The organism is Streptococcus sp. HMSC065C01 (assembly GCF_001813525.1).
Taxonomy (GTDB): Bacteria; Bacillota; Bacilli; order Lactobacillales; family Streptococcaceae; genus Streptococcus; species Streptococcus parasanguinis_V.
In genome coordinates this window covers 21,239-46,512 of sequence record NZ_KV812830.1, presented here as the reverse complement: position 1 = coordinate 46,512, position 25,274 = coordinate 21,239, and the positions used below count along the sequence as shown (strand labels likewise).

General features: G+C 42.4%; 29 protein-coding genes and 1 other annotated feature. Of the genes, 6 read left to right on the top strand and 23 right to left on the bottom strand.

Annotation, left to right across the window (positions count from 1 at the left end; genetic code table 11):
• Positions 1-30 precede the first annotated feature (30 nt).
• From HMPREF2918_RS01225 to typA, 5 genes are all read right to left on the bottom strand, one after another.
• Positions 31-1,242, bottom strand: coding sequence for a cell division protein FtsQ/DivIB (locus HMPREF2918_RS01225; RefSeq protein ID WP_070594383.1), 1,212 nt, complete (start codon positions 1,240-1,242; stop codon positions 31-33).
• Positions 1,226-2,308: a UDP-N-acetylglucosamine--N-acetylmuramyl-(pentapeptide) pyrophosphoryl-undecaprenol N-acetylglucosamine transferase gene (locus tag HMPREF2918_RS01220; RefSeq protein ID WP_042759943.1), complete on the bottom strand. Its 1,083-nt coding sequence runs from the start codon at positions 2,306-2,308 to the stop codon at positions 1,226-1,228. Before HMPREF2918_RS01220 ends, HMPREF2918_RS01225 begins: the two co-directional genes overlap by 17 nt.
• Before the next feature lies 1 nt (position 2,309).
• Positions 2,310-3,659 carry a UDP-N-acetylmuramoyl-L-alanine--D-glutamate ligase gene (gene murD, locus HMPREF2918_RS01215; protein ID WP_070594382.1) on the bottom strand — a complete coding sequence of 450 codons (1,350 nt, stop codon included), beginning with the start codon at positions 3,657-3,659 and terminating at the stop codon, positions 2,310-2,312.
• A gap of 90 nt (positions 3,660-3,749) precedes the next feature.
• A complete protein-coding gene (locus tag HMPREF2918_RS01210; protein WP_004219693.1) occupies positions 3,750-3,998 on the bottom strand; it encodes a DUF3165 family protein in 249 nt (82 codons plus the stop codon).
• 23 nt (positions 3,999-4,021) lie between these two features.
• On the bottom strand, positions 4,022-5,869 hold the full coding sequence (typA, locus tag HMPREF2918_RS01205; protein WP_003017941.1) for a translational GTPase TypA: 1,848 nt from the start codon (positions 5,867-5,869) through the stop codon (positions 4,022-4,024).
• A 178-nt stretch (positions 5,870-6,047) separates the two neighbouring features.
• Between typA and HMPREF2918_RS01200 the strand changes: the two genes are divergently transcribed.
• A complete protein-coding gene (locus tag HMPREF2918_RS01200; RefSeq protein ID WP_049523096.1) occupies positions 6,048-6,773 on the top strand; it encodes a 16S rRNA pseudouridine(516) synthase in 726 nt (241 codons plus the stop codon).
• Positions 6,774-6,816: 43 nt separating this feature from the next.
• On the opposite strand, the gene HMPREF2918_RS01195 is transcribed toward HMPREF2918_RS01200, so the two are convergent.
• Together HMPREF2918_RS01195 and HMPREF2918_RS01190 are read right to left on the bottom strand one after the other, a co-directional pair.
• Positions 6,817-7,200 carry a rhodanese-like domain-containing protein gene (locus HMPREF2918_RS01195; RefSeq protein ID WP_070594381.1) on the bottom strand — a complete coding sequence of 128 codons (384 nt, stop codon included), beginning with the start codon at positions 7,198-7,200 and terminating at the stop codon, positions 6,817-6,819.
• Positions 7,200-7,418 carry a YqgQ family protein gene (locus HMPREF2918_RS01190; protein WP_003017930.1) on the bottom strand — a complete coding sequence of 73 codons (219 nt, stop codon included), beginning with the start codon at positions 7,416-7,418 and terminating at the stop codon, positions 7,200-7,202. The genes HMPREF2918_RS01195 and HMPREF2918_RS01190 overlap by 1 nt, the downstream gene beginning before the upstream one ends.
• Before the next feature lie 87 nt (positions 7,419-7,505).
• Between HMPREF2918_RS01190 and HMPREF2918_RS01185 the strand changes: the two genes are divergently transcribed.
• Positions 7,506-8,165, top strand: a complete 660-nt coding sequence (locus tag HMPREF2918_RS01185) for a prepilin peptidase (protein WP_070594380.1) — start codon at positions 7,506-7,508, stop codon at positions 8,163-8,165.
• A gap of 7 nt (positions 8,166-8,172) precedes the next feature.
• Here HMPREF2918_RS01185 and trpB read toward each other — a convergent pair whose 3' ends face one another.
• From trpB to asnA, 16 genes are all read right to left on the bottom strand, one after another.
• Positions 8,173-9,360: a tryptophan synthase subunit beta gene (trpB, locus tag HMPREF2918_RS01180; RefSeq protein ID WP_070594379.1), complete on the bottom strand. Its 1,188-nt coding sequence runs from the start codon at positions 9,358-9,360 to the stop codon at positions 8,173-8,175.
• 121 nt (positions 9,361-9,481) lie between these two features.
• Positions 9,482-9,717, bottom strand: a binding site (T-box leader).
• Between the two features lie 67 nt (positions 9,718-9,784).
• A complete protein-coding gene (locus HMPREF2918_RS01175) occupies positions 9,785-10,312 on the bottom strand; it encodes a VanZ family protein (protein ID WP_070594378.1) in 528 nt (175 codons plus the stop codon).
• A complete protein-coding gene (gene rlmN / locus HMPREF2918_RS01170) occupies positions 10,299-11,387 on the bottom strand; it encodes a dual-specificity RNA methyltransferase RlmN (protein WP_003005918.1) in 1,089 nt (362 codons plus the stop codon). The genes HMPREF2918_RS01175 and rlmN overlap by 14 nt, the downstream gene beginning before the upstream one ends.
• Positions 11,388-11,393: 6 nt before the next feature.
• The gene (locus HMPREF2918_RS01165) at positions 11,394-11,969 is read right to left on the bottom strand and encodes a YutD family protein (RefSeq protein WP_049474406.1); all 576 of its coding nucleotides are present in this window, start codon (positions 11,967-11,969) and stop codon (positions 11,394-11,396) included.
• A 147-nt stretch (positions 11,970-12,116) separates the two neighbouring features.
• Positions 12,117-13,829: a cache domain-containing sensor histidine kinase gene (locus tag HMPREF2918_RS01160; protein ID WP_070594377.1), complete on the bottom strand. Its 1,713-nt coding sequence runs from the start codon at positions 13,827-13,829 to the stop codon at positions 12,117-12,119.
• Positions 13,826-14,560 carry a response regulator transcription factor gene (locus HMPREF2918_RS01155; protein WP_070594376.1) on the bottom strand — a complete coding sequence of 245 codons (735 nt, stop codon included), beginning with the start codon at positions 14,558-14,560 and terminating at the stop codon, positions 13,826-13,828. Before HMPREF2918_RS01155 ends, HMPREF2918_RS01160 begins: the two co-directional genes overlap by 4 nt.
• Positions 14,561-14,618: 58 nt before the next feature.
• Entirely contained in the window at positions 14,619-15,740 is a 1,122-nt protein-coding gene (msrB, locus tag HMPREF2918_RS01150) for a peptide-methionine (R)-S-oxide reductase MsrB (protein WP_003005907.1), read from the bottom strand.
• An 11-nt stretch (positions 15,741-15,751) separates the two neighbouring features.
• Complete coding sequence (locus tag HMPREF2918_RS01145) at positions 15,752-16,312, bottom strand: TlpA disulfide reductase family protein (RefSeq protein WP_070594431.1); 561 nt, start codon at positions 16,310-16,312, stop codon at positions 15,752-15,754.
• A 56-nt stretch (positions 16,313-16,368) separates the two neighbouring features.
• A complete protein-coding gene (locus HMPREF2918_RS01140) occupies positions 16,369-16,692 on the bottom strand; it encodes a hypothetical protein (RefSeq protein WP_070594375.1) in 324 nt (107 codons plus the stop codon).
• Between the two features lie 26 nt (positions 16,693-16,718).
• Positions 16,719-17,429, bottom strand: a complete 711-nt coding sequence (gene ccdA2, locus HMPREF2918_RS01135) for a thiol-disulfide oxidoreductase-associated membrane protein CcdA2 (protein WP_070589647.1) — start codon at positions 17,427-17,429, stop codon at positions 16,719-16,721.
• A gap of 99 nt (positions 17,430-17,528) precedes the next feature.
• A complete protein-coding gene (locus tag HMPREF2918_RS01130; protein WP_070594374.1) occupies positions 17,529-18,476 on the bottom strand; it encodes a hypothetical protein in 948 nt (315 codons plus the stop codon).
• 56 nt (positions 18,477-18,532) lie between these two features.
• A complete protein-coding gene (locus tag HMPREF2918_RS01125; protein WP_241672459.1) occupies positions 18,533-18,922 on the bottom strand; it encodes an insulin activator factor in 390 nt (129 codons plus the stop codon).
• Between the two features lie 62 nt (positions 18,923-18,984).
• Positions 18,985-20,067: a SepM family pheromone-processing serine protease gene (locus tag HMPREF2918_RS01120; RefSeq protein ID WP_070594373.1), complete on the bottom strand. Its 1,083-nt coding sequence runs from the start codon at positions 20,065-20,067 to the stop codon at positions 18,985-18,987.
• Positions 20,051-20,539 (bottom strand): pantetheine-phosphate adenylyltransferase, encoded by a 489-nt coding sequence (gene coaD / locus HMPREF2918_RS01115; protein ID WP_070594372.1) that lies wholly within the window; start codon positions 20,537-20,539, stop codon positions 20,051-20,053. Before coaD ends, HMPREF2918_RS01120 begins: the two co-directional genes overlap by 17 nt.
• On the bottom strand, positions 20,529-21,068 hold the full coding sequence (rsmD, locus tag HMPREF2918_RS01110) for a 16S rRNA (guanine(966)-N(2))-methyltransferase RsmD (protein ID WP_037599242.1): 540 nt from the start codon (positions 21,066-21,068) through the stop codon (positions 20,529-20,531). The genes coaD and rsmD overlap by 11 nt, the downstream gene beginning before the upstream one ends.
• A gap of 247 nt (positions 21,069-21,315) precedes the next feature.
• The gene (gene asnA / locus HMPREF2918_RS01105; RefSeq protein WP_003005888.1) at positions 21,316-22,308 is read right to left on the bottom strand and encodes an aspartate--ammonia ligase; all 993 of its coding nucleotides are present in this window, start codon (positions 22,306-22,308) and stop codon (positions 21,316-21,318) included.
• 159 nt (positions 22,309-22,467) lie between these two features.
• On the opposite strand from asnA, the gene HMPREF2918_RS01100 reads away from it, so the two are divergent.
• Genes HMPREF2918_RS01100 through HMPREF2918_RS01085 form a run of 4 tightly spaced genes read left to right on the top strand, consistent with a single transcriptional unit; the run spans position 22,468 to position 25,235 of the window.
• The gene (locus HMPREF2918_RS01100) at positions 22,468-23,145 is read left to right on the top strand and encodes a helix-turn-helix domain-containing protein (RefSeq protein ID WP_070594371.1); all 678 of its coding nucleotides are present in this window, start codon (positions 22,468-22,470) and stop codon (positions 23,143-23,145) included.
• 2 nt (positions 23,146-23,147) lie between these two features.
• Positions 23,148-24,560: a Y-family DNA polymerase gene (locus HMPREF2918_RS01095; RefSeq protein WP_024054964.1), complete on the top strand. Its 1,413-nt coding sequence runs from the start codon at positions 23,148-23,150 to the stop codon at positions 24,558-24,560.
• Positions 24,557-24,928, top strand: coding sequence for a hypothetical protein (locus tag HMPREF2918_RS01090; RefSeq protein ID WP_070594370.1), 372 nt, complete (start codon positions 24,557-24,559; stop codon positions 24,926-24,928). The genes HMPREF2918_RS01095 and HMPREF2918_RS01090 overlap by 4 nt, the downstream gene beginning before the upstream one ends.
• Positions 24,909-25,235: a DUF5960 family protein gene (locus HMPREF2918_RS01085; protein WP_070594369.1), complete on the top strand. Its 327-nt coding sequence runs from the start codon at positions 24,909-24,911 to the stop codon at positions 25,233-25,235. Before HMPREF2918_RS01090 ends, HMPREF2918_RS01085 begins: the two co-directional genes overlap by 20 nt.
• The last annotated feature ends 39 nt before the right edge of the window (positions 25,236-25,274 follow it).

Genomic DNA, 25,274 nt, shown 5'->3' with positions numbered 1-25,274 from the left:
TCTTCAATTATTTGAGATAATTTATGGGCTTTACTCATTCCCAGAAGAATTCTCTCCTTCTGGATTCTGTTCTTGGCTTGCTTCCTCAGAATGTTTTTCTTGCTTTTCTGTACTTTCAGCCTTTTCTTTTTCAGCTTGCTCTTTGGCATCTGCAATGGATTGTTCACTATAGCTGAAAACTCCAGCCTCCATATCGATAGTCGAATCATCGTCTAATTGCTTACTAATGGCTTTATAATAAGGAAGCTTGCGGGTAATTTGGGAAACAGGCACCAAGATTTTATTATCGTTTTTCATGGTGATGGTCACCAGATCCTTGGTGACCTTACTTGGTGTCAGATCAACCGAAACAATTTTATCCGTAATGGAAGAAGAAATGGATTTCATTTCTTGGACAAATTGTCTGACCAATTCTCGATCTGAGAATTTCAAGCTAATATAGGAGGACGGTAATTCCGAAGCTGGAGTTACTGTCTCCACCACTTCTCCATTTTCCAATACTGGATAGTGGTCTTCTCCGGTCACATAATAGGCAACCACTTTGTGTTCCACGACATTGACTTTAAAGGTCACTGGGAATTGATAATGCATGTGAACCTCTTTGATCCATGGACTAGCGGTTTTCATATTTTGTTCATAGACCGATTTATGAAGGAAGGTCGTCAGAGTATAATCTTCTTCTTTGATGCGACTTTTTTCATACAAGAGTTGCTGGTCAACCGCTTTGTTCCCTGAAAATTCAATCACTTTCTGTGTGGACAAGGGACTTAAAAAATAGATTGAGAGAAGGGCGACAATCGAGCTGATTCCGATAACCGGAAGGGCACGATAGATGTGACGTTTTGCCACTGTTGGTTCCTTCTTTGGTTTTTTCGTCTTTAAGCCTTTAAAAAATGAAGGCTTTTTCTCTTGTTTCTCTGAAGGATTTAGCTCCTCTACAGCCGGATCATCCTCTTCTCCTTCTGAACTTTCTCCATCTGCTTCTGGATCCTCTTCGGCCTCAGATTCATTTTCCTCTTCAGACTCTTTTATTTCGTCAGATTCTTCCTCTGAGATGGAAGCTGATTCTTTTTCTGAAAGGTCTTCGTCTTCTTGTGTTTCTTCGCTTTCAGTTTCCTCAGTTTCAGCTTCTTCCGCTTTTTCAAGCGCTTTTTTTTCTAAATATTCTTTGTTTCTTTTTTGCCAGGCTGACAATTCTGTAATTTTGTCATCCGTTGGCGTTTTTTTATTGTCGTCCGTCATCTTTTCCCTTACTGATATCTTTTTGAAGCAGGCCATAAAAATCGTCTAGTGAAAGGAGTTCTGTCGATTTTTCCATTGCTTGGTGGTAGACTTGGCTTTGCTTCAACATTTCTTGAATGGTTTCATTAAAAGTTTCGAGCGTCAATTGATCTTCTTGCAATTGCTCTGCATAACCTTTATCCACAAAATATTGGGCATTTTCAATCTGATCGCCACGGCTGGCTTCTTTTCCTAGCGGTACGATCAGGTGGAGTTTGTTCATGGCTAAGAGTTCAAATAAGGTATTGGCTCCACCTCTAGTCACCACTAAATCAGCCTTCTGGAGCATGGGCAAATACTGATCGGTTACATAATCCACTCGATACAAACCGCCCTCAGCCTGATTCAATGTTGAATCACCCGTCAAATTGATGATATTGTAGTGCTGCAAGAGCTCTGCTTTGTGTTCTGTCACAAATTCATTAAAGACACGCGCACCGGCTGATCCTCCGACAAAGAGAAGGGTCGGCAAGTCTTTTCGGAAACCTTTTGTTTTTTCTTCTAAAACTTCTGAAGTTGGCGGAATATGATCTGTGACCTTGGTTACCGCACCGATATGCTCACTCTTTGTCAAACCATGTGCTTGCTCAAAAGTCGTGTACATCTTGGTAGCAAATTTATAAGCAATTTTATTGGCCAATCCCATCGAGAGATCCGACTCATGGATATAGACAGGAACACGAGTGAGACGAGCCGCGATCACTGGTGGCACCGAGACAAATCCCCCTTTTGAGAAGAGAACTTGTGGACGCACACGGAGCAGAATCGCTATGGATTGGAGCGTTCCCCAAGCCACCTTGAACACATCCATCATATTTTGGAAAGAGAAATAGCGACGCAATTTCCCTGTTGCAATCGAATGGAATCGTACCTCTAAGCCAGACTTTTTGATCTCTTGGTATTCGATTCCTTTTTTGTCCCCAATATAATGGACTTCCCATCCATCTTCGATAAATTTTGGAATCAAGAGGAGATTAAGGGTCACATGTCCCACGGTTCCCCCACCAGTAAACATTATTTTTTTCATTTTATTTCAACCCTTTTACTGTAGCAAGGAATTCATCCCCACGCACTTCAAAATTCGGATACATATCCCAGCTGGCATTGGCAGGACTTAGTAGCACAACATCTCCGGTGCTAGCCAAATCGAAGGCTTTCTTTGTCGCATCCGCTACATCTGCCGCATCGACATAAGGGACGCCTGCTTTATCGGCTGCGCGTTTCACTCGAGGAGCTGATTCCCCTAGAATCACCATTTCCTTTAAGCCAGTAATGTGAGGCACCAATTCATCAAATTCATTGCCACGATCGAGCCCCCCTGCAATCAAGATCACCTTGTTGTTATCAAAACCAGAAAGGGCTTTTTGTGTTGCTAAAATATTAGTCGATTTACTATCATTATAGAATTTGACACCTTGAATTTCATCCACATATTGAAGGCGGTGTTTGACACCTCCAAAGGCTGACAAGGTTTCTTTAATGACCTCATTCTCCACACCCCGGACTTTTGCAACCGCAATCGTTGCCAAGGCATTCTCTACATTGTGACTACCTGGAACGCCCAGTTCATCTGCACGCATAACAACTTCTCCCTTAAACTTGAGAAGTCCATCTTCCAAATAAGCCCCGTCCACTTTTTCAACCGTTGAAAATGGAAGGACCCTTGCCTTGGTTTTTGTAGCGAGTTCCTTGGTCAGGTCTTGGTTGAAGTTCAAGACAATGACATCTTTTTCTGTCATATTCTTTTGAAGATTCCATTTGGCAGCTACATAATTTTCAAAAGAACCATGATAGTCGATATGGGTTGGCATGAGGTTGGTAATCACTGCAATCTCTGGATGGAAGGCTTCAATTCCCATCAATTGGAAAGAAGACAATTCCATGACCAGAACATCCTTTTCTGTTGCTGTTTGTGCAACTTGACTAGCTGGAAAACCGATATTCCCAGACAATAGACCACCTTGGCCGGCAGCCGTCAAGACTTCCCCGATCATGGTTGTCGTCGTCGTTTTTCCGTTTGATCCTGTAATCCCAATAATTGGCGCATCCGAAATCAGATAGGCCAATTCCACTTCAGTGAGGACTGGAATGCCTTTTTCAAGCGCTTTTTCAACCATTGGATTAGAATAAGGGATTCCTGGATTTTTGACCATGACTGCAAAGTCTTCATCCAACAATTCCAGAGGGTGACCTCCTGTCACAACTTTAATCCCTTCTTCCAGTAAACTTTGTGCTGCTGGATTTTCTTCAAAAGGTTTGCCATCATTGACGGTCACAATCGCTCCTAAGCGATCCAACAAACGGGCAGCTGACTCGCCTGACTTCGCCAAACCTAATACAAGAACCTTTTTATTTTCAAATTGTTTCACAAATTTCATGATTTCTTCGCTCCATTTTTATCACTCTCTATTTTACCTTTTTTTAGCAAAATTAAAAAGCCCAAAGGGCTTTAAAAATCACGTCAGCGTTTATTTTTTCTGTTTGGTCGTCATTTTGGAAATATCCACCAAAGCCAGGTAGCCAACAAAGGCGAGAAAGGCACCGACAAAAAACTCAGACGGTAGTTGGAATATCTGAAAAATGGCCAGACAAGTCAGTACGATAATGGAGACGATCAAGACCACCATTGTGACACTGTTTAAGGTACCACGAATACTTTTGGGGGTCATAAAAAGGTAAAAAAGGAGAATCAAAATCCCTAAGATAAAATAGACCATTTTGTTTCTCCTTTCTCTCCATATTATTCAGCAGCTGCTGATTTTTTCTTTTTATTTGCTTTTTCGCGTTCTGCTTTGTTCAAGATTTGTTTCCGCAAACGGATAGATTCCGGTGTTACTTCCATGTACTCATCGTCGTTCAAGAACTCAAGAGATTCTTCCAAGGTCAAGATACGAGGAGTCTTGATAACCGCTGTTTGGTCCTTAGTAGCGGAACGAACGTTGGTCATTTGTTTTGCTTTCGTAATGTTTACGGTCAAGTCGTTCTCACGAGAGTTTTCACCAATGATCATTCCTTCGTAAACTTCTGTACCTGGATTGACAAAGATCGTACCACGTTCTTCGATAGACATGATAGAGTAAGTGGTTGCTTTTCCGTTATCGATTGAAACAAGAGCACCACGGTGACGTCCACCGATTTCTCCTGGAATCACTGGCAAGTATTGGTCAAAGGTGTGGTTCATGATTCCGTAACCACGTGTCATTGACAAGAACTCTGTTGAGTATCCAATCAAACCACGCGCTGGAACAAGGAAGACCAAACGAGTTTGACCGTTACCAGTTGAGATCATATCCAACATTTCACCTTTACGTTCAGAAAGGCTTTGGATAACAGATCCTTGGTATTCTTCTGGTGTATCGATTTGAACGCGCTCAAATGGTTCACATTTGACACCATCAATTTCCTTGATAATAACTTCTGGACGAGATACTTGCAATTCGTATCCTTCACGACGCATGGTTTCGATCAAGATAGACAAGTGCAATTCCCCACGACCTGAAACTGTCCATTTATCAGGTGAATCAGTTGGGTCAACACGAAGAGAGACGTCTGTTTGCAATTCCGCTTGCAAGCGTTCTTCGACTTTACGTGAGGTTACCCATTTTCCTTCGCGACCAGCAAATGGTGAGTTGTTGACCAAGAAGGTCATTTGAAGCGTTGGTTCATCGATGTGAAGGATTGGAAGAGCTTCAACTGCGTCTGTCGGTGTGATCGTTTCTCCAACGAAGATATCTTCCATACCAGAGATAGCGATCAAGTCACCCGCTTTAGCTTCTTGAATTTCACGACGTTCCAAACCAAAGAATCCAAAGAGTTTGGTAACACGGAAGTTCTTAGTCGTTCCATCCAATTTAGAAAGGGTTACTTGGTCCCCAACTTTTACAGTACCACGGAAGACACGTCCGATACCGATACGTCCAACGAAGTCGTTGTAATCAAGCAGGGATACTTGGAATTGAAGAGGCTCATCTGAGTTATCAACTGGAGCTGGGATGTGATCAATGATGGTATCAAAGATCGGCGCCATTGTGTGCTCTTGATCAGCTGGATCGTCTGAAAGTGAAGATGTTCCGTTGATCGCTGAAGCATAAACAACTGGGAATTCCAATTGGTCATCATCCGCACCCAATTCGATGAAGAGTTCAAGAACTTCATCTACAACTTCTTCTGGACGAGCAGATGGTTTATCGATTTTGTTGACTACAACGATCGGAACAAGATCTTGTTCCAAGGCTTTTTTCAATACGAAACGAGTCTGAGGCATGGTTCCTTCGTAGGCATCAACGACCAATACAACCCCATCGACCATTTTCATGATCCGTTCCACTTCTCCACCGAAGTCCGCGTGTCCTGGTGTGTCCATGATATTGATTCGAGTTCCGTTATAAGCAACGGCTGTATTTTTAGCAAGGATCGTGATCCCACGTTCTTTTTCAAGATCGTTTGAGTCCATTGCACGTTCTTGCAATTCTTTACGTTCATCCAAGGTGTGCGATTGTTTCAACAATTCGTCTACCAAGGTTGTTTTACCATGGTCAACGTGGGCAATGATCGCAACGTTACGAATATCTTCTCTTAATTTTGTCATGATTTCCTCTATAAAATTTTAAATAATATTTCTAACTGAACAATTATACCACAGTCCTATCTAAAAAACACAGTTCAGCTAGTTGTAAATGTTTTCATATTCATTTCTTTTCTCTGACTCGATTTCCTTTTCTTTTCATGATACACTGATGATAAGAATTTCAGAAAAAGAGGCTCCCATGAGATTAGATCAATTGATGGCAGACCATCAGTACGCTCGTAAAGACATCAAACAACTTTTGGCCCGAAGGCAAATCTTGGTCGATCACCTACCAGCTCAAAAGCTATCCCAAAACATCGACCCTGGACTCCAACAAATCCAAATAGGGGATCAGATCATTCAAGAACCGCGTCACCACTACTACATGCTCCATAAACCAATCGGGGCCGTGACCGCCAAAAGAGACGCCCACCATCCAACGGTGATCGATCTAGTGGACCCCCAGCAAGAGTACCCAGACCTCTACCCTCTTGGTCGCCTCGATCGCGATACGAGTGGTCTGCTCCTCCTCACAGATAATGGTCCCTTAGGCTTTCAACTGCTCCATCCTCAATACCATGTGGAGAAGGTCTATGAGGTAGAAGTCAATGGCCCGCTTTATGCAGCCCACATCGAGCAATTTCAGAATGGGATTTCATTCACGGACGGCCCTATCTGTAAGCCTGCCTCCTTGACCATTCTAGAAAGTACCCCCAGCTACAGCAAGGCCCAGGTCCGAATCTCAGAAGGAAAATACCACCAAGTGAAAAAGATGTTTTTGGCCATTGGGGTCAAAGTAATGACCTTAAAACGCTTGTCTTTTGGTCCCTTCACCTTGGATCCTCAGTTAGCCCCTGGAGAAAGCCGACCTTTGAATGAGGTGGAGCTCACACGGGTCAAAGACTACCTTGAAAAAACGAGATAAAAAAGCTCTAACCACACACTTTGTGCAGTTAGAGCTCTTTTTATTAAGCGTCTTTTTTCACTTTCCCATTCCAAGAATCGAGACCATAAGACAAGACATAAATGTCTGTATAGCCCTGTTTCTTAAGATAGAGAGCCGCATTGGTTACACGCGAACTACGGCTATTTTCATAGAGCAAAATTGGTTTATCTTTACGCAAGGCTGCAAGACTCAACTTCAACTGGGTAGAAGGAATGTTGCGTGCTCCTAAAATATGCTTGGCATGAAACTCAGCTGGCTCTCGCAAGTCAATCAACTGCCCTTGACGAATGAGCTCTTCAAAAGTGGCATTATCCACAAATTTAGCAGCTTTACGGATGCGGAAATAATTAAACGCCATCCATCCAAATGCTCCTAAAATAGCCAACCAAACAATGATATTTCCCATCACTCTACCTCACTCTTTTTCAAAAATTCTAATTCTTGCTTGTGTTCTCTTCTTAAAACGGTATCGGCTTCTAAATAATCGAGCCGCTCCATCAGGCCTGCATCATAAAGACGTTGAAGCTCAATTTTCATCAATTCGATGTCATAGAGGCGCTTCCCCACATAAATGATGATTCCAAAACGTTTTAAAAATTGTTGAACATCATACAGGTTTTTCATGTTCATTATTGTATCAAATTTAGAAAGGCTTTACAAGATTTTCAAGCAAATGATGAAATTTTCCGATTGCTTTACGAATAAATAAGTATGATCAACTTTTATTTTTTTACCATCGGTACTTGCATCGCCTCTTTTTTGGGACTAGTTGTCGACCGTTTCCCAAACCAATCCATTCTCGCTCCTCGTAGTCATTGTGATCACTGCCAGCACATCCTTGGCGTTTGGGATCTCATCCCCATTATCTCGCAACTACTCCATCGTTTTCGCTGTCGCTATTGTCATCAGACCTACCCATTTTGGTACTGCCTTTTTGAGGTCTGGAGTGGCCTGCTCTTTTTAGCCTACGCCAATGGTTCCCTTTCTCTGCCTCAACTTCTAACACTACTGGGAGTTGCCATTTTAGCCATCTATGACCTTCGCTTTATGGAATACCCCTTGGTCATATGGTGCTGTCTCCATGCCCTGGTCCTCTTTTTATCCGGTGGTAATCTCCTCATGCTGGTCTTTTTACTCCTTGCGATCGGAGCTCACTTTTTCTTTATCGGAATAGGAGCAGGAGATTTTCTCTTACTCGCCACCTTCTCGCTGACCTTTTCTTCTACCAAGATTCTCTTTCTCATTCAGATCGCATCCATCTTAGGTATTCTCGTCTTTGCTCTCAAAAAAGAAAGAGACCGGATTCCTTTTGTACCCTGTCTCTTTCTCAGTTATCACGCTTTACTGCTTTATACGATGTTTTGTAGATAAATTCTTCTTATTTTGCAGCTTTCGCTACTAGATAATCGGCGATGGCAGCCACATCCTTGTCCCCACGTCCGGAAACATTGATGATGATGATCTTGTCTTTATCCAATTGTGGAGCACGTTTGACAGCTTCCGCAATCGCGTGTGAGCTTTCAATGGCTGGGAGGATCCCTTCTGTCTTACTGAGAAGAAGAAGAGCTTCTACTGCTTCATCATCTGTCGCTGCTACATATTCGACACGACCAGAATCTTTAAAGAAAGCATGTTCTGGACCAACCCCTGGGTAGTCCAAACCAGCAGAGATCGAGTACACTGGCGCTACTTTTCCATCTTCGCCAAAGACTGCATAGGTCTTCATACCATCAACCACACCGATAGTCCCTTTGGTCATGGTCGCTGCGTGTTGATCGGTGTCCAAGCCATGTCCAGCTGCTTCTACCCCAATCAAGCCGACTTCCTCTTCTGCGACATATTCAGAAAAGGCACCAATGGCATTAGAGCCACCACCGACACAGGCAATCACATAATCCGGCAAACGGCCTTCTTTTTCCAAGATTTGACGTTTAGATTCTTCACTGATTACTTTTTGGAATTCATGCACAATGGTTGGGTAAGGGTGAGGTCCAACAGCAGAACCCAAAACGTAAAAGGCATCCAGATCCGCCATCCATGCTCCAAACGCCGCATCAACGGCATCTTTCAAGGTCTTAGTACCGGTTTCAACCGCATGGACGGTTGCCCCCATCATTTCCATGCGGAAGACATTCAAGCGTTGGCGTTCCACGTCTTCTGCCCCCATGTAAACATCACAGGCCATGCCAAACTTAGCTGCCGCTGCTGCTGTAGCCACACCGTGTTGACCTGCTCCTGTTTCAGCAATCACGCGCGTTTTGCCCATGCGCTTAGCCAAGAGGATTTGCCCCAAGACGTTATTTAATTTATGCGAACCTAGGTGATTCAAGTCTTCGCGCTTCAAATAAATTTTTGCCCCACCTAAATGATCTGTCAAACTTTCCGCAAAGTAGAGTGGTGTTTCGCGTCCAGAATAATCTTTCAAATAATGTTTGTATTCTGCGATAAATTCTGGATCATTTTTATACTGTTCAAAGGTTTCCTCTAATTGATTGAGCAAGTTTTGAATGGGTTCTGGTACGAAAGATCCACCAAATTGTCCGAAATAGCCTTTTGTTTCTGTCATGATTGTGTCCTCTTTTCTATATCTTCAATCTTGTTTATGATCTTTTTCTCTCGCGGGCCCTTTGAGCTGCAGTCTCACTGGTTTCCTTTGAGATACAAAAAACCTCACACAGAAAAATCTGTGTGAGGACGATTCGATACCGCGGTGCCACCTCAATTGTAGGAAGCTATTCTTTCTCCTACATCTCTGACCTGTCTAACAACAGGGTGCACGATAAGGTGTGCTCACCGAATTTTTATTGTTTCAAATTCATCATCATAAACGCATCAGCCCATTTCAAGATTCACCACTGCTTGTTCGCAATCACCACAAGCTCCCTGGAAGTGAGAAAAATCTCTACTTTTCTGATGTCTTGAAGCTATTATAGCTCCCGCTTCTGACTTTGTCAACAAAAATTTCAAAAAGACACTAGAATGTTCGGATTTTACATTTCTCCATTTTTTGCTAGCAATCGTGCTCTGAAATACTGAAAGCCTATATAAGCCAGATAAGCCCCTAAGGTATTGGTCCACAAATCATCTAGCTCAAAGACACGATTGGCATTGAACAAGAGATCTAACAGAACTTGACTACATTCAATCCACAAGCTCATGGCAAAGCCGAAGCACAAGACCCGTTTGCGACTCCTCAACCAGGGCCATAGCCAGAGAAGTTGAAAGACCAGCGGGCTTAACAAAAAGATATTGGCTATGTTTTGGAGAATGACCTTAATGAGTTGGAGGACACTGGTGATTTGGCCAAGATTCATCACCGAATTAAGAGGAACCAGCAAGACGACGATGCAACCGAAATGTTGAATACCCGGTGTTTCCATACCTGGCTCTGGCTGTTGGGGCAAAAAACACATCAGACACAAGAGGATAAAATAGAAGAAGCTGCCACTCCGTAACAGCCTTCTTCCTCTTTTTGTTAGTTCTGTATGATCGATCAGCCCTTGTTTAAGGTTGCGCATGTTCAACAATCGCTTTCTCCCGATCCCGTTTCATGGTATTTGAACGCAATTGGCCACAGGCAGCATCAATATCTGTACCGTGCTCTTGACGCACTACACAGTTAACACCTTGTTTTTTCAAGGTATCATAGAAGGCCATGACCCGTTCTTTGGGACTCCGACTATATTGGTCATGCTCACTGACAGGATTGTAAGGAATCAAGTTAACATAAGACAATTTCTTGATATTCTTGAGCAATTCTGCCAACTCTAAGGCTTGCTCGACCCCATCATTGACTTCATTGAGCATGATATACTCAAAGGTCACCCGACGATTCGTAGTCTCGATATAGTATTCAATCGCCGCAAACAATTTTTCAATTGGAAAGGCCCGGTTGATCTTCATGATGCTAGAGCGCAAGTCATTGTTTGGAGCATGAAGAGACACTGCCAAATTGACCTGCACACCTTCATTTGCAAAGTCACGAATTTTATGAGCCAAACCAGAAGTTGACACGGTAATATGACGAGCACCAATCGCTAATCCCTTGTCATCGTTGACCGTCCGAATAAATTTCAAGACATTGTTATAGTTGTCAAATGGTTCTCCGATTCCCATGACAACGATATGGCTGACCCGTTCATCTTGGCCACGTTCGTCAAAGTATTTTTGGACCAACATGATTTGAGACACGATTTCACCATTGTTCAAATCTCGTTGTTTTTTGATCAAACCAGAAGCACAGAAGGTACAACCGATATTGCATCCTACCTGAGTCGTTACACAGACAGATAATCCATAGTGCTGACGCATCAAGACGGTTTCAATCAACATGCCGTCTGGCAATTCAAAAAGGTACTTGACCGTTCCATCTGCTGACTCTTGCACGATTCGTTGCTTGAGTGGGTTGACGACAAACTGATCATTTAACTTTGCAATCAAATCCTTAGAAAGGTTGGTCATTTCTTCGAAGGACTGGACGCGTTTGCGATAGAGCCATTCCCAGATTTGTGCTGCACGGAATTTCTTTTCCCCGTTTTCTTCCGCCCAATCAATCATATCTTGGCGTGTTAAACTATAAATGGATGGTTTCATTCTTTCTTACTCCTCTTTTTGTCGAATCACAAAATGACGTTTGTTGTCTGTCTTCGTTGTTTTTTTGGTCTCAGCAGACGGTCTTGTTTTTTTCGAGTTATTGGCTGACTGTCCCTTGTCGCGTTCTCGTTTTTGGAAACGATCTTTTTGTTTGCGATTGCGCGAACGCTTCTTCGGCTCTCTTTCTTCTGATTGAGCTTTTTTGACCGGTGATTTCTTATCAAAAGAAGCACGATGGGGCTCCTTATTTTCAAGGACAAAATAAGCACAACCATAGCTACAATATTCTAACAAATAATCGTCTAAGCGACTTAATTTATCCATCGTTGCAACATCGCGCTCTTCCTTATAAAAGCCACGCAAGCGCAACTGCTCATTGCTCCAATCACCAACAATGTAATCAAACTTGGTTAAAATCTCAGAAAATCTCTGACCAAAAACAGTCGCATCAAAAGCTTCCTTCTCATTTTTCAACAGCTCAAAGGAGAGGTTTTCTGAAAGGATCTGGTCTCCTACCTGACGAAACACAGGTCCAGGAAATTTATTGTAATTATATAATTCAGGGTCAATCTCTTTTCGCATAGTGTTCCTTCATCAAAATCTATTTACTGTAACACTTTATTTTATCATAAATTTGATGACTTGCGTCAGATTTGACTAGAAAAGAGTTGAAATTCAACATTGAAAGTTTCTAAAAGGAGAAAGAGACAAAGAAGGCAATCTTTGTCTCTATACATGTTCATCAGATGATGAAAGGGGCAAATAAAGAGTGATTTTCGTATAGCTATTGGCCTTAGAATCAATCTCCATATGATAGGCTTCGCCAAATTGAAGATGCAATCGTTGGTCCACATTTTTCAAGCCAACACCTCCTAAACGAAGAAGGGTTTGGGCTGTTGATTCTGATCGGTCAAACCCTCGTCCATTGTCAAAAATCGATACGCAGGCATAGTCTCCACTGACTTCAGTTGTCACTCGAATGAGACCTGGCCGATCGATCTCTTTAATGCCATGGTAAATCGCATTTTCCACTAAGGGTTGAAGCACTAATTTGGGGAGCTGATAGTCGCCCAACCGTTCATCTTCTAGAATTTCATAGTTGAGCTTTTCACCATAACGTTGCTTCTGAATGAAAAGATATTGGCGGACATGGTTAATTTCATCTCTCAGTAGGATTTGCTCCTGGCCTTGGTTGAGAGCCAGTCGAAAATATTGAGCCAGAGACTTGGTGATGTCGACCACGCGCCGACTATCATTAAACTCCGCCATCCAGACAATCGTATCCAAGGTATTGTAGAGGAAATGCGGATTTATCTGAGCAGAAAGTGCCCGCAACTCGTACCGCCGTGCGTTCTGTTCCTCTTCCTTGACCTGTTGCATGAGGTTATCGATTTGGTCCAACATGGCATTAAAAGCTTGAGCGAGGGCCACCAATTCTGGAGATCCTTTGGCTGCAGCCCTCACGTGAGCATCTCCTGCTCCAATCCTCAAAATGATAGTCTGAAGGTCTTGTAAGGGTTTGATCCACAAACGCAGAACAAAGCCGATCCCTATCAAACACATGATCAAAGCTAGTAATCCTAGACCAATGAAAGAGTACAGGAGTTGCGACTGCAGCATCTGAAGTCCTTCAAGTGAAGCCACTCCAATCAAGGTCCAATCGCTATCTGGAATCGGAACCTGATAGATAAAATTCTGTCCTCCTTTAGCATAGCCATCTGTCACAGCAATATAGGGCTGCATGGCCTGCATTTCTTGGCTGGAGGAATAGACCGCCTTTTTAGGATGGTAGACAAACTCATGCTTTTGATTAATGATAAAACTAAAGCCTTGTCTCCCTAGTTGAAGGTGATCCAAGTAAGCCTGAAGGCTATCGTAGCCAATATCCAAGCGTACTACTCCGAGATTTTGGCCAGTCTGATCGACCACTTCTTGGGTAATAGAAACCACCCATTTTTCTTTTTCCGAAGTCAAAGATTCCTTTCGAGCTGGCGTCAAAACTGGCATGGCTCTTTCTTTAATCGCCTCTTGATACCAACTTTCATTCATCATATCTGAAGAAGTCTGCATGCTGATTTTGGAATCTGTCGCTACCAGACGTCCATCCTTGGTCACCAAGACCGCTGAGACCAAGTCCGGATCCGTTTCAATCATCGTTCGCATCAGGTGTTGAACCGTTTCTTGATCCGCACTCTTGTCTTGGGCAAATTGTCGAACAGCCTGTTCCTGGCTAAGCACCGTCGTCGTCTGCTTTAATTTTTTTAGATAGGAAGTGATAAACTGACTGCTTTGATCGATACTATTTCTTGTCGTCCGCTCTGTTTGCTGGCGGATCGTCCCTGAACTCGTTTGATAATAGAGACCACCAATAAGACCAAAAAGTAGGAGAATGAAGAGAAAAAAGTAGAGGACCAGCTGAATCAGCAAGGGATATCGTTTCATTCATGCTCTCCTTTTTTGTACTGCCTTGGTGTCACCCCAACCACCTGCTTAAAGCGTTGAGAAAAATAGTTCATATCTTCAAAACCAACCTGATCGGCGATCTCATAAATCTTTAAATCCGTCGTGAGAAGTAAGAGTTGAGCCTTCTTCATTCGCTCTTGAATGAGGTAGTCTTGGAAGGGGAGTCCCAATTTTTTCTTGATCAATACACTTAGATACGAGGCACTGAAACCAAGTTGATAGGCCAGATCCTTTAGAGTTAACTGAGAGTCTGCTAAACGAGCATGAATGGCTTTTTCCAAGTCTGTCGAATAACCATGACTGACCAAATCTTCGACTTGCGCCTTTTTTCGCTCTTGATCGAGTTTTCCCTTCACCTTTGCTAACATCTCTTCAATATCATCTTTTGAAAAAGGCTTTAGCAAATAATCATCTGCACCTAACTTGATGGCTTTTCTCGCAAACTCAAAGTCATCATAACCTGTCAAAAAAATGATATGACAAGACGGAGATTGCTCTTTAACGAGATGGGCCAGATCCAAGCCATTCATTTGTGGCATATTGATATCGGTTAGAAGGATATCGGCTGGTTGCTCTTGAAACTTCTCCCAAGCCTCACGCCCATTTTCTGCCTGGTTAATGACGGTCATTCCAAACTGTTCATAGTCGACTAAGGAAGTCAGACCCTGCCGAATCAACTCTTCATCTTCCACAATCATAATCGCGTACATGTCTTTCACCTACTTGTTTTTGCTATACTTATTATAGCAAATTATAGGCTGAATTGTCTCAGACATAGTCTAATAAATAACCGTAGCCCTTTTCTTTCATTTCTGCTTTGGGTATGAAGGTAATAGACAAACTATTGATGCAATAGCGAAGGCCTCCTTTTTCCTTGGGTCCATCTGTAAAAACATGGCCCAGATGGGAATTTCCCACACGGCTCCGAACTTCTGTCCGAGTCATATTGAAACTCTTATCCTCCTTATAGATTGCCACATCAGGACTAATAGGCCGACTGAAACTTGGCCAACCACATCCAGAATCAAATTTATCCTTAGAGGAAAAGAGCGGCTCACCGGTCACGACATCTACATAAATACCGGCATCAAACTGATCCCAGTAACGATTGGAGAAGGCCCGTTCGGTATCATTTTTTTGTGTCACCGCATACTCTTCAGGAGATAACTTCTTTTTGATCTCCTCATCGCTTGGCTTAGAGTAGCGGCTGGCATCAATAACAGGATAAGAAGCCTGATTGACATCGATATGGCAGTACCCATTCGGATGTTTCTTTAGATAATCCTGGTGGTAGTCCTCAGCCTTGATGAAATTGGTCAGTGGCTCTTTTTCCACTGCTAACGGTTTGTCGTATTTTTTTGCTTCTTCTTCAAAGACTTGATTAATGGTTGGAAGGTCTTCTTGGGAAACATAATAGACACCTGTTCGGTATTGTGTTCCTTGATCATTTCCTTGTCGATTCTTCGACGTTGGGTCGATAATCCGGAAATAATGCAGGAGCAATTCTTTCAGAGATACCTTCTTGACATTGTAGGTGATGTGAACTGTTTCAGCATGGCCTGTTTGAGGGACTAATTCATACTTGGTCGTTTCTCCCTTTCCATTGGCATATCCTGATACGGCATCAATCACACCTGGAACACGGGAGAAATATTCTTCTACGCCCCAGAAGCAACCACCAGCCAAATAAATTTCACGCTGATCCTTTGGATCAACCGTTTCCTTTGTTTCCTTTTTGGCTACTGGAGTCTGACTCATCGATGCTTTTTTAATCATCTCAGTGCTTGTTTCTGATTGATCCATTCCGTTTGATCCCTTACTAAAGAAAAAGAAACCAATAGATAATAAGCCAATGAGAAGGATAGCAAACACTTTCCACTTTGTTTCCATTGTCTATCTCCTTACTGCATGTTCTCTAGGGTCTTGAGGATATCCTCTTTATTCATATAGCCAATATGACTCTTTGCTAAAGTCCCATCACTATTGATAAAGAGTGCCGATGGATAAGAACGAATCCCATACTCTTTTAGTAGTTCCCCTTTACTATCCAGTAAGACTGGGAAATCCTTGTAGTCCAAAGACTGGTACCAATTTTTGAAATCTGCTGCTGATTTTTCGCCATTAAAGGTTGGAGCTACAACGGATAAAACCACATAATCCTTACCTGCCTCTTCTTTTGCCAACTCATTGGTATCCTCTAATGTTGACAGGCAAATAGAGCACCAGGAAGCCCAAAATTTGAGGTAAACTTTCTTCCCTTTGTAATCAGATAAGCGGTAGGTCTTGCCATCCACTCCTTGCAAGCTAAAATCCTTCACTTTCTTGCCAGATGGTTGCCTAGCCCCAGCTTTGGCTGTTTGTTGGCTCATGTCCTTATTGGAAGTAGCCATTCCTTGACTCGAACAAGCCCCCAAAAGTCCAGTACACAAAAATCCTGCAGCTACTAAAGCTAATTTCTTCATCATTATTACCTCTTTAAACAAGGAGAAAGTCATCCTCAGATGACCTCTCCCTTCTTTCATTCCTTGTCTGATTTCATATCAGATGATTCACTCTTTTCATTTTTCATTTCTGAATCGCTAGATTTCATCTCATCTTTTTTCATATCGTCCTTCATTTCAGAACTGCTGTCAGACTTCATAGATGAATCTTTCATGTCTTCTTTTTTCATTTTATCATCGGACATGGATGAATCCTTCATGTCATCCTTCTTCATATCGTCCTTCTTCATCATACTACTATCGTCCGTTTTTTTCATGTCTGAATCTGATTTCTGTCCAGAACAAGCTGCTAAAGTGACGATGCTAAGTGTAGCAATAGAAAGTGCAAGAATTTTTTTCATGATTTTTCTCCTTTAATCATTCAAGATTAGTGAAACAGGGATGCGAGGCTATTAAGATTTCCTAGCATCAGCAAGATGCCCATCAAGATGATGAGGGCACCACCAATTTTTTTCAAGGTTCCCATATGGGGCTTGAGTTTAGCAAAATGTTGTAGAACCCAGCTAGAAGCCAAGGCCAAAAGCAAGAAAGGCAGAGCCAAGCCTAATGTATATACCAGCATCAGGAGAGCGCCTTGTAATGCACCATCTCCTCCAGAAGCTGCAATGGCTAGAACAGAACTCAAAACTGGTCCGACACAAGGGGTCCAACCAAAACTGAAGGTGACCCCTATCAGAAAAGCATTGAAGAATTCATTGCGTTTTTCATCCTTCTTCAGTTGGATACTCTTTTGTTTTTGGAGTTGCTGAAGATTGATGAGGCCCATCTGATGGATTCCCAATAAGATGACAATCCCTCCTAGTAGGTAACGGAACCAGGGAGCATAAAGCACCTGTCCAAGAGCCCCTGCACCGTATCCTAGAATCAGGAAAACAGTTGATAGACCTGCGATAAAACAAAGAGTCTTCACCAGGCCATACCAAGAAATGTCTCTTCCAAAAATACGCACCGTTTTTTCATGCTCAGAATCCAATAGAATCCCTACATAGACTGGCATCAGTGGCAAAATACACGGGGAGAAAAAGGATAGAACTCCCGCTAAGAATACTGAAATGGAAAACAAACTGGTTTGAATCATTTCACTACCTCCCTTTCTTTCTGACACCAGTATAAAGAAAAAATCCCTCTAAAAATAGAGAGATTGATAAGCAAAAACTTGAATTTGATTAGAAGATAATTAACTCTTCGGATGTGCCTTTATCCATGCTACGAACTCGTCATACGAGTGAATTTGTGTTTTCTCTCCAGTTGTTTCATCTGTGGCGTACAATTCCATGACGTCTTGACCTTCTGGCGCAAACCAATGAATGATTTTATCAAACCATTCGCGCTCATTGTATTGTTTCGGACGGAAATAAATGCGATTTAAATAGTTTATATTTTTTCCTACTTCTGGAAACAATTTAGCAAAGTTAGATCCACTAACATTAATTTTAGATGGTTCATCATTCATCGGGTATATAAAATTTTTAAATCTTGAAAGATGATATTTTGCTAGATTATCATCAATTTGCTCAGATATTCCCCCCCTATCCCAATCATATTTTGGGCTAAAATATAGTTTTCGCTCTCTGTCAATCTTCTCCATTTCACTTTCAGAAATATCTTTAACTTTCTCTCCGCTAGCAGAAACTAATACAGATCTAATATCATGACCTGCTATATCGTACATATTTAGTTTCTCCAAATCCATTGTCAGGTAATCATCGTCATTTTGTAAATATCTACGAGGAAAATTATGAACAAAACGGTATAAATTATTCTTCCCAAGTAATTCATATAAATTGAATTTTACAATTTTTTCTTTATCATGTACACTATAACTAATAATTTGAAAATATTCTTCGCTCCCAATTGGAGGAGTTTTTTTAAAATTAGTAGTATCAAGTGTATGCGAAGAAAAAGTTGTAATATAATTCTGACCAAACAAAATAACATCGTCTAAATAGTTATCTACAGCCACAAAAACAAATTTATCATTGTCCAATAATTTTATTTCCCTAATTTTTGACGGAGTTTCATTTCTATAAATTTTCTCTGAGGAATTTTTATATTTTAAAAAAATTATACTGCCAACAACAAGCATTATGATAGCTATTAACATGCTAGCTTTTTTGTTTTTCATTATGATTTTCTCCTACTTTTCTTTTACTTCACATCACCAAATACTTTTTTCAAAGCCTACTTCTTTTCATTTGATAACTGTTGATAATCGAATAGATATAACAAACTTGAAATGATTGCTAGCACACTAGTTAAAGACGATACAAAAGGAACGAAACCAACTATAGAAGCAACGAAGAGAATTTTATGACTTTTCTTATTTACTTTTGGATTTTCACTATAGTTGGCCATTGCAAGTATAGAGATAACAAGATACAAGAGACTGATTGTATTGATTACCAATCCCCAATCACCTTTTTCAACCAGCTCAGGAACAGCATGAACGAAAGTCCACTCCCACCGTTGAAAAGAGGCATAGCTGATTACGATTGCTCCTAAAATACCAATAATCCCATTCATTAGCAACATATTATATGATTTCATAAACTCATTACTTTCTTGACCCATAATCCTTCATAAAAATTAGAAATTGATTTTCTCTCATTTCATCACTTGTCCAACAGACTACGCTAATTCTTCTTCAAATAATCAATAGCATCTTGAAGGGTTTTGACGGGGACAATTTTCATCTTCGAATGAATTTGTTTCGCTGCTTCTTTAGCTGTTTCATAGTTTGATTTGGCCTTGGGATTGGCTTTCTTTTCTTCTTTGGAAACAGGGTTATTAGGGGCAAAGAAAATTTCTGCTCCTTCTTTATCGGCTGCGACGACTTTCTTGTCAATCCCACCGATATCGCCAACCGTTCCATCTTGGTTAATGGTTCCTGTCCCTGCAATATGGCGTCCCTGACGAAGATCTGGATCAGCCACTTGGGTGTAGATAGCTAGGCTAAACATCATACCGGCACTTGGTCCACCAATTCCTTGGGTCGCAAACTGGACAGGAACATCGCCTTTGGCTTCAGTCCGGTCGATCAGGCTAATCCCGATTCCGTTTTTCCCGTTGGACAATTTGATGATCTTCCCATCTGCGGTCTTGGTTTGTCCATCCTCAATATAGGTCACTGAAACGGGATCGCCGATTTTTTGAGAACCAACATAGTCAATCAATTCTTTGGAGCTCTTAAAGGTCTTGCCATTCACACCGGTGACGGTATCCGCAATGTTCAAGATTCCCTTAAAGGTCGAGTCATCTGCTACCTGCATGACATAAACACCAAGAAAGTCCATCTGGGTTTCTTTCCCAGCTGTCTTTAACCCTTGGTAGATAGCCATATTTTGCGAGGTTTCCATATAGAATTGGTTAATCCGCGTAAATTCTTGGCTCGAACTACCACCTGTCATATCCTTGGCAGAGTAGATATCTGTAAAAGGGGTCGCCCAAGCATAGATCAAATCAGCCGGGGTCGCTTCTTTCACTGCCACGGTTACAAAGTCATAAGACCCTGGCTTGGTATCCATTTTTCCATCCACTGTCATAACGGATCGAATGTCTTCTGCCGTTCCCGGCATTTCAATATAATAGGGAAGGCGAATCACAAAAGCAGCTAGCAAGAGGAGCAAGAAAAGAACGCCTGCAATCGGCCATCGGTATTCTTTCAATCGTCCTTTTTTCTTTTTTGTAGGCAAGCTTGGTTTATTCGCTTGTGTCATCTTTGATTTCCTCCATTACACTCTTTGGTACATAAGGTGAGATATCCTGCTGAAAAGCCAGCAACTCTCGAATACGTGTTGAACTTATGGCCTGGTAAGGAGGCTGGGCGTAAAGATAAACCGTCTCCAATTCAGGTGCCAACTGGTGATTAAAATAATCCATATTGGCTTCGTATACCAGATCCTGTGCATTGCGCAAGCCCCGGATCAAGGTGATAACCCCAAGATTGCGCGCCACTGTCACAGCCAACTCTTGAGTCGACGTCACAATTTCAACATTTTCCAAATGAGCCAAGGCCCCTTCTACCATGCGCACGCGCTGCTCAATAGAAAAGAGTCCGACTTTTTCCGAATTATAAAAAATTCCTACATAGACACGGTCAAACAAGCGACTAGCTCGCTCGATCAATTGCACATGCCCAATGGTAATCGGATCAAACGATCCTGTAAACAATCCACTTCTATCTGACATATACTGTTACCTTACTAATTCCATAGATTTTTTCTTTCCAGATTCCCACTTGTCCGATTTCCTCAGGAAGTTCTACGTGTTTATCGGTTTCGCACACAATCATGACGTCCTCTGACAAGAGTTGACGCTCGCACAAGGTTTCGATATCGCGAACAATCTCTTCCTTAGCATAAGGAGGATCCAAGAAAACTAAGTCAAAGGTGCCCGTTAAAAGTCCTAAGGCCTGCTTGGCCTCCATTTTTAGCAGTTGAAACCGTTCCTTTTCCTTGGTCATGGCAATATTGGCTGCTACAATCTCCTGCGCTCTACGATCTCTTTCCACTAGAACGGCCTCTGACATGCCTCGAGAGACGGCCTCGATAGAGAGCCCACCGCTTCCTGCATAGAGATCCAGCACTCTTCCACCATCAAAGTAAGGACCAATCATATTGAACATGGCCCCTCTGACCTTATCAGAAGTCGGCCTGGTTGTTTTTCCTTCAAGTGTTTTGAGGGGACGTCCCCCATAGGTTCCAGATACTATTTTCATAGGGACCATTATACCAAAAAAAATCAGAAAATTGCGATTTGATATGGTCAAGCGACAATTAAAAGAGGCTGGGACAAAAGTCCTAGCCTCTCAATTATTTTTGGATTGTCGAGCAAGACGCAGTGGTTGAGTGGGCTCTACTACGCTGATTTCATCAGCTTTTACAGCCCTACTCAACTGTGCGGAGGTGGGACGACGAAATCGAATTCTAACGAATTACCGATTTCTGTCCCACTCTCTTTCTTCCTTATAGGATATTTTCATATTCATCGCGGACAGATTGAGGCCAGACACTAGTTTGGACTTCACCGATATGTTTCTTACGAAGCAAGAACATAGCCAAACGAGATTGTCCGATCCCTCCACCAATTGTAAGTGGGAAAAGACCATTTAACAAAGCTTTGTGCCACTCTAATTGGAGACGATCCTCGTCCCCTGTGATCGCAACTTGGCGGCGAAGCGTATCTTCATCGACACGGATTCCCATTGAAGACAACTCAAAGGCTGAACCTAGAACGTCATTCCAGACTAGGATATCACCATTCAAGCCCTTGTAGCCATTTTCAGACTCTGTTGTCCAGTCATCGTAGTCAGGTGCACGGCCATCGTGTGGTTTGCCATCTGCAAGCTCTCCACCAATCCCGATCAAGAAAACGGCTCCGAATTCTTTGGCAATGGCATTTTCACGCTCTTTTGGAGTTAAATCTGGATAGCGTTCCACCAACTCTTCTGTGTGAACGAAGGTAATTTGTTTTGGAAGAACTGACTCAATGTCATAGCGCGCTTCTACTGCTAGTTCTGTTAAACGAATCGCCTTGTAGATTTTTTCAACCGTTTCTTTGAGGTAGGCGATATTGCGTTGACCATTTGGGATGACTTTTTCCCAGTCCCATTGGTCTACATAAACAGAGTGGATAGCGTCTAGCGAATCTTCATCTGGACGAAGAGCCTTCATATGGACAAAGAGACCTTCTCCTTCGCCAAAACCAAAACGTGCCAAGGTATGGCGTTTCCATTTTGCGAGTGAATGCACGACTTCATAAGTCTCATCAGGAATTTGAAGGACCTTTACAGATACCGGATGTTCAATCCCAGAAAGGTTATCCTGCATCCCGTCTCCTACCTTACTCAAAATTGGCCCTTGGACTTCAATGATGTCCAATTTATCTTTTAAATACTGCGTAAACGTCGTTTTAACAAACGAAATTTCTTTTTGTTGGTGGATAAAACTTTTTTTCATATAGTTCCTCATTTATAGACATTTTAGAATTGATTATACTCCTTTTTCAATCAAAATCAAGTCTTTTCATTCGTTTTCAACTGAATTTTTCTCTTGCAAAAAGGATTCATTTTTGATAAACTATATGTAACTTTTAAAACGTTACATAGGAGAAGCGACATGTTTGATGCAAAAAAACTAAAAGAAAGACGCCTGGAAAAAGGCTTGACCCAAGCAGATGTCTACGAGGATCTCAAGATTTCTCGCAAGACTTACTCCAGTTGGGAGAATGGCTTAGCGGAGCCACACGAAAAAAATCTCAGGAGGTTGGCCAAGCGCCTCTCCGTTAAAGAGGACTACTTTATTAACAAAGACTCCGCACTCTACACCTACCCTTTATTAACCCCACCTCATCAAAAGAAAGTCGACCAGTTGGCCAGCCAGTTATTGGAACAGCAGCAAAAAGTTGTTTCCTTGACAGCTTATAAGGTTCTTTCGGTTGAGCTTGCAGCTGGTTTGGGACACACCTTTTATGACAACGAAACGGACTATGAAACTGTCTATTTTGACCAAGAGATCCAGCATGATTTCGCTTCTTGGGTATCAGGTGATTCGATGGAACCTCTCTATCCCAATGGCTCTGTTGCCCTCATGAAGCAGACTGGCTTTGACTATGATGGTGCTGTCTACGCCCTCATGTGGAACGGAAAAACCTACATCAAGAAAGTCTATCGGGAATCGGAAGGTTTGCGCTTAGAATCCATCAACCCTGATTACGACGATTTATTTGCTCCCTATGAAGACGAGCCCAAAATCGTCGGCATTGTGGTCGGGCATTTTCTCCCACTCGAGGTTTAAATATGCTATTTGATTATTCACGTGAGCCTCATTCTGATATTGCTTTTGTGGATATGAAAAGTTTTTATGCTAGCTGTGAATGTGTCCGTCTGGGGCTCAACCCCTTGACGACTTCCCTTTGCGTCATGAGTCGAAGCGACAATTCTGCTGGCCTGATTTTGGCGAGCTCTCCCGTTTTCAAACAAGTCTTCGGCAAGAAAAATGTCAGCCGTAGCTACGACCTACCTTTTGACCTCAAAACCAGAAAATTTAATAGCTACGCCGCCAAAAAACAAGGATTGCCCACAGATCCAGCCTTTATTGCATCCATTGAATCCTGGGCCAAGAGGACCCTGATTGTCCCTCCACGGATGAATGCCTATATTCAGGTCAATATGGAGATTCAAAAAGTCTTTCAGGAATTTGCGGCACCAGATGATATTTTCCCTTACTCGATTGACGAAGGCTTTATCGATCTGACCTCTTCCTTAAATTATTTTATTCCAGATCCCTCCCTCTCTCGAAAGGAAAAACTGGATCTCCTTTCTGCCAGGATCCAAAAAAGGATCTGGCAGGAAACTGGCATCTACTCTACCATCGGCCTCAGCAATGCCAATCCCCTTCTTGCCAAGCTAGCCTTGGACAATGAAGCTAAGCATTGCCGAAATATGCGCTCCAATTGGTCTTATGAAGATGTAGAAAGTAAGGTCTGGAAACTGCCCCAGCTCACTGATTTTTGGGGCATTGGACGTCGTACTGAAAAACGATTGCAAAAGATCGGGATCACGTCGATTGCTGAACTGGCCCAGGCTCACCCAGATCTCTTAAAGAAAGAATTCGGAGTCATGGGCCTTCAACTGTGGTTCCATGCTCATGGCATTGATGAAAGCAATGTCCACAAGCCTTATCGTCCGAAATCACGAGGCATTGGCAACTCTCAAATCTTGCCCTATGACTACCATCTACAAACCGACATTGAACTGGTATTTCGGGAGATGGCTGAACAGGTGGCTATTCGCTTGCGACGGAAAAAAAAGAAGACCCAGCTGGTCTCCATTCATGCCTCCTACTCCAAAATCGAGGGGCTTCCGTCCATTCACTGCCAGCAAAAGATTGAGCCTACCCAATCCACCAAGGTTTTATCCGATACGGTTCTGCGGCTCTTTCGCTCCAAGTACGAAGGAGGCGCCATTCGGCAGATTGGTGTTTTTTATGGAGAACTTGTCGAGGAGTCTCTTCAACTCCTTTCTCTCTTCGATGACCCAGTAGCCTTGGAAAAAGAGGAGAAACTCCAGCAGACCATTGACCGCATTCGGGATCAATTTGGCTTTACCTCTCTTCAGAAAGGCTCCTCATTACTAGAAAACTCACGCGCCATTGCACGCAGTAAACTAACAGGCGGACATTCCGCAGGAGGCTTAGATGGATTAACATGATTGACCGTTCTTATCTCCCTTATCAATCCGCTCGCGAATTTCAAGATCGTGGCATGGCCAAATGGGCCGGCTTCTTTTTATCCGAACACACAACTGCCCTGCATACAAAAGAAATTGACCGCAGTCAGCTCATGATTCTTCCACTTGCTGAACAGATCCAGCTCCTGGAGCAGGCCTTTCAACAACAAACGACGATTTCGATCACAACTCTAGAGGGGAATCAATTTGCTACCTACACAGGTTCGATTCACACCTTATCTGCTTCTGAGGTTCTTCTCAAAAGCGATGGCCACTACCACCGTCTCCTCGTAGACTCTATCATTTTTATTGAATCTGAGGAAACAGCCTATGAAACCTATTCAAACTAAACACGAATTACAATTTGATTATTTTTCGGAGAATTACCACCAATTTGAGACAGACTTTTATAAGTGGGCCGCTACTTCTACGCCGCTCGTCTTTTTAGAAGACGATATTCTCCACTCTATGGCAGCAGGCCAGCGAAACTACTTTCGTCTTCACCATACTAAAAGTCGGGATCATCGAGACCATTATTTCTATTTTAAGGTTTCCACACTCTCCCAATCACCACTGACCCGTATTTACGCTTATACAGGACATCACTTACAAAAGATAGTTCCTCATCAAACAGAGAAAAAGGATAGCTTGATCTAAGAAGCTATCCTTTTTCTTGATTTATGGGATTCACTACAG